Source organism: Paenibacillus sp. FSL M7-0896 (genome assembly GCF_037975415.1).
GTDB lineage: Bacteria > Bacillota > Bacilli > Paenibacillales > Paenibacillaceae > Paenibacillus_AQ > Paenibacillus_AQ silagei.
In genome coordinates, this window is sequence record NZ_CP150250.1 from 17961 (window position 1) to 32118 (window position 14158).

General features: G+C 52.7%; 9 protein-coding genes. 3 read left to right on the forward strand and 6 right to left on the reverse strand.

Annotated elements, in window-relative coordinates; all coding sequences use genetic code 11:
* Positions 1 to 7: 7 nt before the first annotated feature.
* Both MKY12_RS00105 and MKY12_RS00110 read right to left on the reverse strand, forming a co-directional pair.
* Positions 8 to 892 (reverse strand): sugar ABC transporter permease, encoded by an 885-nt coding sequence (locus MKY12_RS00105; RefSeq protein ID WP_339312402.1) that lies wholly within the window; start codon positions 890 to 892, stop codon positions 8 to 10.
* 83 nt (positions 893 to 975) lie between these two features.
* Positions 976 to 2271: an extracellular solute-binding protein gene (locus MKY12_RS00110; protein WP_339312404.1), complete on the reverse strand. Its 1296-nt coding sequence runs from the start codon at positions 2269 to 2271 to the stop codon at positions 976 to 978.
* A gap of 617 nt (positions 2272 to 2888) precedes the next feature.
* Here MKY12_RS00110 and MKY12_RS00115 point away from each other — a divergent pair.
* Both MKY12_RS00115 and MKY12_RS00120 read left to right on the forward strand, forming a co-directional pair.
* Positions 2889 to 4853, forward strand: a complete 1965-nt coding sequence (locus MKY12_RS00115) for an S-layer homology domain-containing protein (RefSeq protein ID WP_339312406.1) — start codon at positions 2889 to 2891, stop codon at positions 4851 to 4853.
* A gap of 23 nt (positions 4854 to 4876) precedes the next feature.
* Positions 4877 to 7420, forward strand: coding sequence for a hypothetical protein (locus MKY12_RS00120; protein WP_339312407.1), 2544 nt, complete (start codon positions 4877 to 4879; stop codon positions 7418 to 7420).
* A gap of 92 nt (positions 7421 to 7512) precedes the next feature.
* On the opposite strand, the gene MKY12_RS00125 is transcribed toward MKY12_RS00120, so the two are convergent.
* Positions 7513 to 8229, reverse strand: a complete 717-nt coding sequence (locus tag MKY12_RS00125) for a GntR family transcriptional regulator (protein ID WP_036723582.1) — start codon at positions 8227 to 8229, stop codon at positions 7513 to 7515.
* A gap of 273 nt (positions 8230 to 8502) precedes the next feature.
* On the opposite strand from MKY12_RS00125, the gene MKY12_RS00130 reads away from it, so the two are divergent.
* A complete protein-coding gene (locus MKY12_RS00130) occupies positions 8503 to 9831 on the forward strand; it encodes a 6-phospho-beta-glucosidase (protein ID WP_339312409.1) in 1329 nt (442 codons plus the stop codon).
* Positions 9832 to 9919: 88 nt separating this feature from the next.
* On the opposite strand, the gene MKY12_RS00135 is transcribed toward MKY12_RS00130, so the two are convergent.
* The 3 genes from MKY12_RS00135 to MKY12_RS00145 form a co-directional block, all read right to left on the reverse strand.
* Complete coding sequence (locus MKY12_RS00135; RefSeq protein ID WP_339312411.1) at positions 9920 to 12265, reverse strand: UvrD-helicase domain-containing protein; 2346 nt, start codon at positions 12263 to 12265, stop codon at positions 9920 to 9922.
* Positions 12266 to 12358: 93 nt separating this feature from the next.
* Positions 12359 to 12829, reverse strand: a complete 471-nt coding sequence (locus tag MKY12_RS00140) for an Imm30 family immunity protein (protein ID WP_339312412.1) — start codon at positions 12827 to 12829, stop codon at positions 12359 to 12361.
* A gap of 274 nt (positions 12830 to 13103) precedes the next feature.
* Positions 13104 to 13979, reverse strand: a complete 876-nt coding sequence (locus tag MKY12_RS00145; protein ID WP_339312414.1) for a Cof-type HAD-IIB family hydrolase — start codon at positions 13977 to 13979, stop codon at positions 13104 to 13106.
* Positions 13980 to 14158 lie beyond the last annotated feature (179 nt).

Below are 14158 nucleotides of genomic sequence, written 5' to 3' on the forward strand. Positions count from 1 at the left end.
TGTCTTCCTAATACTCCAGTACACTGGAGTCTTTCTTATTCAGTCTGCCGGCCACAAGCCCGATCACTGCGATCACAATTGTCATGATGACGGCAAGTGCGGAGCCGTAGCCGATGCTCATATGGGTAAAGACTACTTTGACCAGGTAGGTCGTAACGATTTCGGTTGAATTATACGGTCCGCCGTTGGTCATTACATAGAACAGATCGAAGGACTGGAAGCCGGTAAGTACACACAGCATGATGCCTGTCTCCACCAGATTACGGATCATGGGCACCTTGATTTTGAAGAAGATCTGTCCTTCCCCTGCGCCGTCCAGATAGGCCGATTCATAGACTTCTCTAGAGATGCGCTGGATTCCGGAATAAAAGATGGTCATATAGAAGCCTGCGTAGACCCAGCCGGATACGATGCAGATGGCATAAAGCGCGGTATCGGGGTTGCCCAGCCAGACACGGGTCCAGCTCTCCAGGCCGATCTTCTCCAGCAGGATATTGATGAGGCCAAAGTCGGAATTATAGACGAATTTCCATAAGTAGGAGACGACTATCATCGGCAGCATGACGGGCACGAAGAAGGCGAGCCGGAAGAGTCCGCTTCCCTTGCGGCCCATCGTGATCAAGCCTGCGAGCCCGAGTCCGGCAATGACTTCAACAAAGACAGTGGCGACAATATAGATAAGCGTGTGTCCGTAGGAGTTCATGTAGACACGGTCCTGAAAAGCCCGGATGTAGTTGTCGAAGCCGGTGAATTGCATAGTGCCGATCCCGTTCCAATCGTAGAAGCTGAATACGAAGGTCATAAGGACGGGGACAAGTACAACAAAGCCAAAGAGCAGGAGGGCTGGAGATATGAACAGGTAGGGAGATAACTTATTGCTTCGGCCGGACATGGGTCCACCTCCAATTCAAGGTATAAGGGGGGATGCGTAATCTTCGATTTCCGGATGAAGCCGCCTTATGGACGTACTCATCGTTACTTTAGAGGGGCGATAGTTGTCTCCAGCTCAGCCAGAGCCTCTTCAGGTGATTTAGCGCCGCCGATAACTTCAGAGGTGGCCATATTGAGCGCGTTGGCAACTTCGATGGAATAGCCGGTATCGGGCGGCGACACAAGCGCTGGAGCATTTTCCATCAGATCGTTCAATTCCAGCGAGAGCGGAAGCATGGTCTCCTTGTCGATCCCATCTTTGGTAATCGGAACAGCTCCGGCATCGGACAGCTTCTTGGAGGATTCGGGGGAGCTGTAGAGCTTCATGAATTCAATGGCCTCGTCGATCAGCTTGGAGTTTTTATTGACCACCATTCCGTTCAACACGCCGATTACACTTTCCTGATTGCCCTTGCCGTCCGGTATGGCCGGAGTATTGAAGTAGCCAAGCTCAAGTTCCGGCGTCTCTTCGACTGCGGTCGGAGCGAGCCAGCTGCCGATCGGGTGCATGGCACCGCTGCCGTTCAGGAACAGCATGTCCGCCTCGCTGTCGCTTGCGGCAGTTACATTCTCGTTAATATAGCCTTTATCCCAGAGCTCCTGCACGTAACCGTAGGCTTTGACAAAATCAGGCGAATTGAACGGCTGCTTCAGCTGCATAGCCTCACTGTAGGCGTCCTCGCCCACAACCCGGGAAATGATATGGGCGACCCAGTTGCCTGCCGTCCACAGATCGGAGTTGCCGATCACGAGCGGGGTGATGCCTGCTTGCTTGATAGTCTCGCATATCTTAAGGAATTCCTCCCAGGTGGCCGGCGGCTGAAGACCCAGATCATTGAATACCGCTTTATTGTAAAAGATTACGTTCGTCACATCGCCCGCAGTTGGAATCATATACGTCTTGCCGTCGTTAACCATACCATTGAAGGTACCCTCCGCGAACATATCCTTCAGTCCTGAGCTTTGGAGCTGCTCTGTAATATCCGCTGCATAACCGTCCGTTACTCTTGTCTGCAGGCGCTGCCCCGCCCATTCAAAGTACAGGTCAGGAGCGTTCTTGCCGCTTAGCAGATTTGGCAATCCGATCGTCTGATAGGTGTCATCGTCCTGATAGCTGAATTCCACCTTAATCCCCTGATGCTGCGCTTCAAACTCCTTGCCGATCGTTTCCCAGACCTTGATTAATCCTTCGCCGGGCGAACCCATAGCAATACGGAGTATTTCCGGTTTGGCACCGGAGCCTCCGTTATTGGCCGGGCTGTTATTAGAAGCTGCAGAAGAGCAGCCCGTTAAGGCGGTAACCAGCATCGTTGAGATCAGTGCAATCATCCGTTTGTTCATTCGTTAATCGCTCCTTTGATTGGTATTGGCAAATAAGTTGACGCGACTACGCTCTTTATCCTTAGTCCCTACTCTCCCCTACGCGTTCACACTCCTAAATGTAATGTTATATGACTCAGATGAGTGAGGTGTTTCTGATTTTTGTGTGTGATTGGTTGAGCAACGAATATTTGTAGTAACAATATTGCTTTCATTATTCATGATAGCAAGAAGCCTGTCAATTGTTTTTTCATGCAAAAAGACATATAAAAATCATTTTATCCAGAAAGTAAGCAGTAAGTATTTTTGACCAATGGATTATTGTAAGCGCAAACAACATTGATTTTACATGGAAATTTACGTTGTTATGGGAGTTTGTGGAAAAGGGAGGAAGAATATCTCTCTAATTAATAAATGTATTGACAATTTGTTATGATTAAAAATAGAATGTGGGTAAATGTTACTACAATAACATTGATAATATGACATGGAGGTGACATGAAAAAACCTGCCAATTTGAAAAGATAACCTGAAAAGGATGTCACCCCTGGAGATTATGCAGTACATGCTTCCGAAGCAGTTGTGTACGAAGTTATCAGCTGAAGTACCGCTTAACAAAACCTTGAGGAGGAGTGCATATGAAGTTCAAATGGAAGCAGACGCTTGGAGTATTCGCCGTAGTGTCATCCGTGGCGTTTACGGGCATGCCCGCAGCATCTGCAGAAGTAGCGGAGAAGATTCCTGCATGGGCCGCAGAGGAAATAGCCTCGTGGAAAGAGATGGGGCTGCTCAAAGGCAATCAGGAAGGTCTCGTTCTGCCGAATGAAGGAATCAGAAAAACAGAATTCGTCGCCCTGATTAACCGGATATTTAATTTCAGTGAGGAGAGCGGCCAGAGCTTTACCGACGTCCCTAAGACGGCATGGTACGCCTCTGACATCAGTAAAGCGGTTGCTGCCGGTGCTCTTATTGGTAACGGCGAAGGCAGGATCAATCCGCTGGAGGTCCTGACCCGTGAGCAGGCGGCGCTGATTCTCAGCAGAGTATTTAATGTTGCAGCCTCCGGGAATTCCTTCGTCCCGTTTACCGATGATGCTCAACTTGCCGGCTGGTCCAAGGAAGCGGTCTATGCGATGAAGGAAGCTGGTTATGTGGCGGGCACACCGCAAGGCGCGTTCCAGCCCAAGAAGGCACTGACACGGGCCGAGGCCGTGAAGATGATGAATAACACCATGGGCCTCTTGGTTGCCGACGGCGGAGATCATTCGGGAACCTCCGGCAGCAACCTGATTGTTAACACAGCTGGAGGCACGCTATCGGATCTGAACTTCTCAGGGAATGTATATATTACTCCCGGCGTTGGCGAAGGTAATCTGAGTTTCATCAATGCTAAGATTGGAGGCACCGTTTACATAAACGGCGGCGGTATGAACAGCATCACCTTAACGGACAGTCATGTGGGCAGAATTGTAATCAGCAAGCCCGCATCTCCGGTAAGGGTTCTGCTGAAGGGAAAGACGATAGCCGGGAAGATTGATGTAACTTCTGCTGCCCGGATTGTCAATGAATCGGATCAGACGGTAAGTACCGTTAACCTGCTTACGCGGGCTTCCGATGCTGTCTCTGTATCAGGGGATGTTAATGAATTGAATGTAGCTGCACCGGCAAGCTTCACGCTGGAGGGCGGCCAGATTGGAAGCTTCAACGTCTCGTCCAAAGCAGGCGGCTCAGCGATTAAGCTGAATAAAGGCGGGGTTGTCAAGAAAATGACCTTGAACAGCGCAGCAACTATAACCGGTGAAGGAATAATCGCAGAAGCGGTGGTCAATGGAGAAGGCGTGTCTTTCTCTGTCAAGCCGGACAAGCTGACGATGAATGCCGCGAAGGTAAGCATAGGCGGACAGGATTTTGATGCTTCAGGTCAACTGATCACTTCAGCGGCCGGCCATTCGGGAGGAACCGGTTCAAGCGGCGGCACGGGAAGCCAGGCCCCTACTCCTACTCCGGCTCCAACCTCAAGCCCGGGTACAGGGAGTCCAACGCCGACACCGACACCAACAACAAAACCGACACCAACACCAACGCCAACAACGAAACCAACACCAACGCCAACACCAACACCAACAACGAAACCTACCCCAACGCCGACGCCAACCCCAACACCTGAGCCCAAAGCTCCGGAGCTGTATACCTATGCCGAAGCCTTAAGCTCCTTCAGATCCACAGGAGCAGAAGGATTAGCCAAGCAATACTTGACCTTCCTTCAGGACCCTTCATACACGCCTTCGATAGCGAACAAAGATGTGACCATGCCGAACCTTGTGAATGCAATAACCTTTGTAAATTATGAATTTAATATCAAACCTTCCATATTCGCTTCGATGCGGGGGATTAACACCTCTGTATTGGACAAAACCCGGACTTATTTGTGGATCGGAACAGACAGCGGAGTCACCAAAATCAATCTCGTCACGAATGAAATGATAAGTTATTCCGCACAAGGCAAGCAATTGTACGATGACAAGGTGCTTCTGCTTTTACCGGATGAAAGTACGGGTGTACTGGTTATTACACAAAGCGGCGTATCGCATATCTACCAATAAGGAAAGGGGAGCTTACCATGTACATGATGAAAAGAAATGGCGTGAAGATCACGGGTGCACTGCTTGCCTTAACGCTGTTCGTACTGCCGGCAGCGCCCGTGCTTGCGGAGAAGCTGCCGGGTGCGGGCTACTCTCCTGTTCAGCTGGAGGCTGTGCAGACCAAGGAAATGACCTATTACAAAGCCGGATCTGCCTCCATCCCGGGCACCCTTGAATGGGTCACCGGTACTGCTGCGCTCAAATTCCTGCCGCTCTCGGTAACCGGTGATGTAACCAGTGTAGTTCTGGACGGGGGGGTCTACTGGATTGGAACGGAGACCGGCCTGCAGCGGGTTGACTTCGGCGCAAGCGACACTAAGGATATCGTTCAGTATATGGCCGGACCAAGGTATCTGTATGGCGGAGACGATCATGTGACGGGACTTGCCAGTGACGGGCAGAACGGCATTTGGGTCCGGACAGCGAGCGGTGTCACGCATATCGCGATGCCGGAGAAGACGCTGCATGACAAATCGTTTATCTATGAGGATCTGGTGAAGTCGATTCTGGACCGGCGCGGCATGGTTCATGGCGCAGGCTTTACGTTTACGGAGATGGACAGCACGCTGGATGCGGTCAATTACAACTCTAAGACCGGAGTATTCACCTCCACACCTACCACCAGTGACAATGACGGTCTATGGACAGCGATGTATGCAATGGGGGAGATTTTCCGCTATAAAGCACTGCAGGAGCAGTACGGAGCCAGCCCGGCTTCCGGGGAGCAGGCAGAAATTGCTGATGCAAGAGCGGCGGCGCTTAGAGCGACCAAGGCCGTTCTGCTGCTCGATTATGTCTCCGGACGCGGAAACGGATTTCCGGCACGCTCCTATATGCTGACCAGCGAAGCGAGTGCGGCTACAGTGGGCAATTCAGTGTACGGCTACCAATCTCAGAACGGCTTCTGGTTCCAGAACTTTGTCGGGCCGGACATGACTAACCCGAATGGAATCATTCCAAGCATGCAGCGTAACGACGGGGTGGAGCCTATCGGCTATTCCATGGTGAGGGTAACCAAAGACGCAGAGAACAAAAAAGGCTCCACGCTGTTCCCGAGCGGAGGTACGGATGTGCTCAATTACAATGGGCTTGGGCTTAGTCAAGCTGCCATTGACGAGCTGAACCTGACGCGTCCTGAAGGCCAGAAGCTGGGGATTGATATCAAGACACGGGTTGGAACTACCGTAACCGGCGCAGTATATCAGGTGCTGCCTGTCATTACGGCCGCCACTAACAACAATGACGCGAAGGAAGATAAGACAACGGGCATCAATAATAAGCCGCTGTTTCAGCTGACAGCTCCCGTCTATGAGCAGATTCCGGAATTCTTTAATGATTTGTTCCCGGATAGCGCAATTGTGGACGGCCATATCGACATGAACCAGATTGTGTATAAGGCGGATACTTCTGCAGATGAAGTGGATGGCCATTATGCCATGTTCTATACGGCTTATAAATATCTGGTCGGTGACAGCACCGATCCTGAACTTCTTGAGCTGAAATCTCTCATTGAAGAAACCACGCACCGCATGACAGAGCTGATTTTGAAGGACGACCATTATTATATTGAGGATGCCACCGGCAAATCAACACAGTGGTCCAGATGGTTCGCCAAATACTTCAACGACAGCCTTGGCGTTATGGAGCAGCAGGTACAGTGGCAGTCCAAGATCGGCGTTGACGAAAAAGGGGATGATGCGCTGTCCTACGGTTACGAAGACGGCCCGCTCAACGCACTGCAAGTCATGGCTGCGCTGAAATCAGCAAGCTATATTGTCGCAGCGAGCTATCCGGCTGATTCGGCCAAGTATGAGCTGGCATATGAGCAGGCTTTTGCAGGCAGCTACAGCAAGGAAGAGCCGTATATCAACGGTAAGGGCTATATGGCCATGGCACAGGACTATATTGAGCGCAGACTGGTGCGTCAGGCTACCAATGCATATAGCGAGAACGACAACCAGCCGGTAACTATGGATAATGCAGGCGATGGCACGAACACCAATGCGACGCTTCATAATGACTGGACCCAATATATCAATTACTCGGATGAAGAGCTGGGCTGGTTCCCGGTATTCATACTTGTTACGCTTGAGCAGGATGCAGGCAGACATGCGCAGATTGTAGCAGCCTATGATCAATGGTACTCCAATGAGGTGCGGGAGGAGAATCCGTTCTACACCTTCCTCTACCAGCTTGCGCATCCGGACAAAACCGATGTCGATCTGCAGTCGGCGGTCCGCTTCCTGTACCGTTTCCCTGAATTCCAGATTGAATTCCCGGTACAGTGGGACCGTCAGGATGTGCTGTATATTGAACCGGGTGACCGCGATGATTATAAACAGACGAACTACGCACTGGCTCCGGATGAGCGGCGCATCATTAAGCATAACTCGAATCCGTTTGAAAATGACAGCCAGACTACCGGGGCCAATCCGGGGTATAACTACCGTTCGGGCAGCATTGAGTCTGGTTCGGTATTCACACTGCCCTACTGGCTGGGGCGCTATTTTGAGATCATCAAGGAGTAACAGGGCTTACTGAACTGAAGGTAACGGAGCCGGAGCGCCCCATCCAGGGGTGCTCCGTATGCTCTCTGCGCTGACGGTCGCCCGGCCTTCCTTCATCCAAACTGTCTCTCGATAGTATAGCTGGGGAAATCACCCCGGAATACGCCGAAGCTGTATTCCAGAGGGGAACCATCGGCCAAATACGTAAAAGTTCTCACTTGCAGGCAGGGGGAGCCTTCTTTGACACCAAGCAGCCTGCTGGCTGTTTTGTCCGCGAGTACAGGCTTGAGCTGCTCCACAGAGCGGTGGGCCTTCAGGTTATACTCTGACTCAAGGAAGGAGAAGAGCGATCCATCCTTATATTCATTAATGAGCCCCGGGGCGAGATCCCAGGCAATATAAGTAGTCTCATACAAGAGTGGTTCATTATCGGCATAGCGGAGCCGCAATAGCTGGTTTACCGGTGCTTTCAACGGAATATTGAGGAATTCATTGAGCGGGATTTCCGCAGGTGTCACTTTGGCTTCAATAATTGTACTGGTCGGCTCTTTGCCGCTCATCAGCACATCTTCAGTGAAGCTTCGTTTCTGGTTAAGCTGGAGCTCCTTACGTTTGACAAAGGTGCCCTTACCCTGGTGCCGCTCAAGAATATCCTGAACCTCCAGTTCGCTGAGCGCGAGGCGGATGGTGGTCCGGCTGGCGGAGAACATCTCGCATAACGCGGCTTCGGTGGGAAGCTTCTCTCCGACAGCATAGAAGCCGGATTGGATCTGTTTGAGCAGTTGTTCTTTAATATTGAAATATAATGTATTATTTGTTCTCTTTGTCATTACAAGTTTCCTCCGATGCCAATTTGTTATATTATATCACGGAAAAAGAGCAGGAGAAACCATATGGAAATGACGGGATTTTGAATCCATAATGTGTGCACCCTTTGCCGGGTATAGAGATTGACAAATCATTTGAGCGATTAGAAAATCCAATGAGGAGAAAAAAGGTTAAAAAAGGACATGTATTTGTAGGAACAATAAATAGAATTGTTATTATAAACATCTAACCGGGGCAATAATAGAGCATTTCAAGAGAGACGGAGGAAATCACAAATGAAGAAGAAACACTTGAAAATCGCAGTCATCGGAGGAGGTTCCTCCTATACGCCGGAGCTTGTTGAAGGGCTGATCCGGTATCATGATGAATTTCCGGTTGCTGAGCTGTATCTGGCAGATATCGAGGCAGGGGCGGACAAGCTGAGAATCATAGGGGAGCTGGCGCAGCGTATGATTGATGCAAGCGGCAAGCCTATCAGGCTGCATACGACACTGGACCGGCGCGAAGCGATTCGCGGTGCGGATTTTGTCGCTACGCAGATCCGTGTCGGTATGCTGGATGCACGCTCCAGAGATGAGAAGATCCCGCTGGCCCACCATTTAATCGGCCAGGAGACGACGGGCGCGGGCGGGTTCGCCAAGGCGCTTCGCACCATTCCGGTCATTCTGGACATTTGCCGGGATATCGAGGAGCTGGCTCCGGGTGCGTTCATGATTAACTTCACCAACCCGGCCGGTATCATTACGGAAGCCGTCTCGAAGCATTCCCAGGTCAAGTCTGTGGGACTATGCAATCTTCCGATAAGCACGAAGATGCAGATCGCTGAGCTGTACGGGGTTCCGCAATCGGAAATGTTCATTGAGATTGTCGGGATCAATCACCTCAACTGGACGACCCGGGTACTGATTGAAGGGGAGGACGTGACGGAGGACTTTCTCAATAAGCTGTCGGGAGCCAAGGGGCCTTCGATGGCCAACATCCCCGATCTGGAGTGGGATTCGGAGTTCATTCAGTCCGTGGGTGCACTTCCCTGCCCGTATCACCGTTACTACTATATGAAGGAAGAGATGTACCGGGAGATCTCTGAGCATTACCAGGAGAGCGGCAAGACACGTGCCGATGATGTGAAGGAAGTGGAAGCCGAGCTGTTCGAGATCTATAAGCAGCCTGAAGTGAACAGTAAGCCGGCTCAATTGGAGAAACGAGGCGGTGCCTACTATTCGGAAGCGGCGGTTCAATTGATGAAGTCCATCTATAATGATACCGGCGATATTCAGACCGTCAATGTGCGTAATCAGGGGATTATTCCGGATCTTCCGGGTGATGTCTCCATTGAGATCAACTGTGTCATCAAATCCGATGGGCCGCATGCGCTTGCACCAAGCAAGCCACTTCCCCCGCAGATCCGAGGTCTGCTGCAGGTAGTGAAGGCTTACGAGGAGTTGACCATAGATGCTGCAGTAAGAGGAGATTATGCTTCTGCACTGCAGGCCCTGACGATCCATCCGCTGGTGGGTGACGAGCAGATCGCCAAGGAAGTACTGGCCGACATTCTGGAGCAGAATGCCGAGTACCTGCCCCAATTCCAGGTGCGGGCAAGATAAACCCGGGAATAACAGCAACAGCCCCGTTCTGCAGCGCCGATTAGCTGCTGAAAGGGGCTGATGTTATGCATGGCAGCCGTGCGTCCTTTTATACCGGGACGTCACGGGTGCCTTTTACCATTGGGGATTTGCAGAGCGGACAGGGCTTCGAGGGAAGATGATCCTCGCCGCCGCCCGCCTTCATCCGGGTCCAGCCCGGACAGGACTTGCCGGTGCACTGCCAGACCGGAACAGTATGTGTTCTCACTGCGGCTGAACCGTGTGTGCCGCTGCGGGTTACATGCGTTCTGCCCGGGCTGCTGGCTCCGGCGGCTGGAGCCGGTGCCTGTGGGCGGGCCGCCGAGCGGAAGGCCGCGAGCATGAAGCGCGAGACCTCCGCCTTCTTGCCCCGATGCCTTGCAGGCGAGCTGATGAACAGCTCTTCCCTGGCCCGGGTAACGGCCACGTAGGCGAGCCGGCGCTCTTCCTCCAATGCGGCAATGCCCGCTTCGGCTGCGGCTTTTGCAGCAGCCGCGCTGATCACCTTGACCGAGGCCTTCGCTGGCTTGCGGTCCTTCGCACGGTCCTCCTCCAGAGCGGAGCTATGTGGCAGAATTCCCTCTGAGGCTCCGATCAGGAAGACTACGGGGAACTCCAGTCCCTTGGATTTGTGGATGGTCATCAGCGCCACCCGGTTGCCTTGCTCCTTCAGCCCCGGCTGCCGGTTCTGCTCGTTACGCTCCGTTACGTTGTCGATGAATTCGAGGAACAGCGGAATTGTAGCGAAGCGCTCCGCCGAGGACTCCAGCTCATCCAGCATTTCCTTCAGCGTCTCCCGGTGCAGCGTAGCCTGATGGCGCTCGCTGCCTTCGATGAAATAATCATAGAATACAGTGCGGATCTGGCGGATCGCCTGCACGGGCGTCAGCTCGCGCAGGCCGCGGATCAGGTCCAGCCGTTCGCGCAGCTTGACGCCCTTGAAATCCTCCATGCCCGGCATGGAGAGCAGATGAATCAACGGGCCCTGCTTCGCCTGTACCGCCTCCATGCGCCGGATGTGCTCCATTCCCTTGTCCCGGTTCATGTAGAGTGTCGGCAGAATGTTCTCCATGGCGGCGAAGTTACGGCGGTTCACCGACAGGCGCAGGTGATCCAGCACCGGAGAGATCAGCCAATGCTCATAGAGCAGCTGGCCTTCCCCATAATCTATATAAGGAATATCGTGCAGCAGCAGCAGCTCCAGGACCGCCCGGTTGCTGCTTGTCGCGCGGTATAACAGGGCAAAATCACGGAATTCCCGGGTCCCGCTCTGAGTCTCACGCTCAATATGCTCCACAATCTGCACAGCCTCGTCATCTGCCGTCTGCGGACGCAGATAACGGGGCGGCAGGCCGCTGCTGCGGGCGGCCTGAAGCGTCTTGGCGCGGCGCCGCGAATTATGGCGGATAATGCCGTTGCCCAGCCCGATGATCGCCGGACCGGACCGGTAGTTGATATCCAGTGTGATCACCTTGGCCTGCGGATACAGCTTCTCGAACTCCAGGATGAACTCGCTGCGGGCACCGTTGAAGGAGTAGATCGTCTGGTCATCGTCGCCGACCACCATCAGATTATCCTGCGGAGCAGCAACCATCTTCACCAGCTCATATTGCAGCGCATTCGTATCCTGGAACTCATCAACCATCACATATTGATACTGCTGCTGCAGCTCCCGCAGCAGCGCCGGCTGTTCCCGGAGCATCTGGTAGGCGAGCAGCAGGACATCGTCGAAATCGATTTTGAAATGATCGGTCTTCCACTGCTCGTATAGAGCCAGGATGGCCTTCATCTCCTTCTCTGCCTCGGTAGTCTCCGGCAGCTGCCCGGGCAAGCCCATATTCATCTTGCAGGCGGAGAGCAGGCTGAGCAGATTCTCCGGCGGATAGGCATCCTTCGGCAGTCCCAGCTCGCGCATAATCTGCTTCAGCAGAATATGCTGGCGGCGGGTCTCGCTGAAAATATCCTGCCGCAGTCCCTGCCGCCGCAGGAAATAAAGAAAGAACGAGTGGAACGTACGCGCCTGCAGGCGCGCAGCATCCCCCTCGTTCACCCCGGGCAGCAGGGCGATCCGCTCGCGCATCTCTGCAGCTGCCTTGCTGGAGAAGGTCAGCAGCAGCAGGCGTCCGGGGGCGATGCCGCGCACAGACAGCAAATACCCGGCTCTGCAGATCAGCACCGAGGTTTTGCCGGAGCCGGCTCCAGCCAGTGTCAGCAGCGGCCCGAGATGATGGCGTACCGCCGAGATCTGCGGCGGATTGAGCAGAATGCCGCCTGCCTCCAGCCGCCTGAAATAAGCGGCATCGCTGTCCCCCGGCTGTACCGTCTCCCGGCTTGTCCGGGCTGAGGCTACCTTCGCCTGGGGGATATTCTCACCGCTGGCTCCCAGCGGGATATTATGAAATAAGAGCTTGTTCATTATGTTCACCTTCGTTTGTTTCTGAATGCGTAATCAGTCATGCGGTTTTGGCCAGTATACACTATACCATTCCGCACTCTATTCTGCACGAGGCTATCTCCCGGATGCATTCAGCTTGGCCAGAAAAGAATTCACCTTGCGCTCGTACAGCCGGGGCTGGTCCTCCTTGATCTCCTCCAGCAGGAAGGCCAGGCACTGCCGGATTCTTGGCGGCATACGGACGGCGATCTCGGCGTAATCCCTGCGGTAAGTGTCGTCCTGGAGAATTCTTTGATTCAGCACAATCGCCCAGTTGCGGGCGTGCTCCAGCATCTCCGGCAGCGACTCCAGCAGCTGGGTCAGATACATCTCCATCTGGACACTCTCCACAAAATGAACAAGGCTGAACATCACCTCTTCCTGCTCCGTATCATCGTCGAATACTTTGAAGATCTGGTGAATGACGGCATCCTCTGTATCACCGGCCAGACCCTCCAGTGCCTGATCGAACTGCTCGCATTCCAGCTCGGTGCGCAGCAGCCGGTTCTCATATAACCGGGCAATCCCGGGGTATAGGTGGTTCATAGAGTAATTCCTCCCAGCAGAAAATAACGCCATTTATCATAAAGTCCACTTTTTGACAGATAATACTAATATATTGGACAAAGGACTAGCTGATTATAACAGATAGACAAATAGAAGTGAGGTATGGAGGGATATCATGTTTATTCCGGTGCTTATGGAATTAACCAATGCCGAACGGTTGACGCTCATTCTATATTTGGCAGTCAACCTGGGCGCCATCTCATTATTATGCTTTCGGCGCTCGGGGACCGACCGCCGTTAGCGGAAACAGCCTTCATTTGAAGGCTGTTTTGCTGTTCAGAAGATGCCGCAGTCCCGCCGCTACACCATTCTCCGTATGGCTCAACGTAATGAAGTCGGCGGTCTGCTTCAGCACAGGGGCGGCATTCTCCATGGCAATCTTGTACCCCGCCATCTCGAACATAGGCAGATCATTGTAGCTGTCGCCCATCACCGCCACTTGCTCCGCAGGAATCCCGTAATGGGCTGCGAGCATGCTTACACCGGTGCCCTTATTCGCTTCCTTATGGTTGATCTCGATATTGTTGACATGCGATGCGGTAATAATCAGCCCGGGAATGGCAGCGAACCGCACAGAGGCTTCCTTCAGCAGCTCACGGTTCAGCGAGAAGACCAGGGTCTTATAGATCAGATTCTCTTCCTTGCTCCAGACGTCCTCCATCTTCTCCACGTAGGTTACCGCTGCCTGCTGGAACTGCTGGTCTACCATCGCCTGAAGCAGCCAAGCTAATTCCTCGGGAACCTCAGTATCTTTATGAGTAGCCAGCTTCTCCAGTTGTACCCGCTTGTCGAGCTCTACATATACATTATCCTTAGTGTATACCTCGTAATACAATTCAGGGATTTCATTCATCCAGCGCAGTGCGGGGATAATATCCTCTTTATTCAGCGGAGTGCTTGCCGCCACCGTCCGGTCAGCCAGCGTGATCACAGCACCGTTAAGACTCACCACAGGGCACTCCAGATCAGCCAGCCGCAGCTGCCGTTCAGCATCCATGTAGGACCGGCCTGTAGCGATAATCACGATATGCCCCAGGCGCTGTGCTTGAAGAATAGCCTCTTTATTCTCGTTGCTGATTTCACCCTCCGCATTGAGCAGTGTTCCGTCCATATCCAGTGCAATAAGCATGTGATTGTTCTCCTGTTCTATCTGTTTATTGTAGGTTCCCATGCAAGGGTGCGTATGCTTTGCCTGTATTTTATCATTATTTACTCGGAAATTTAAAATTAAAGTGTTCATCTATAGTATTACAGAACAGCTTCGCTGCTGCATGCAGCGTGACGGATTTTCAGAAAAGAGTGCTCCCG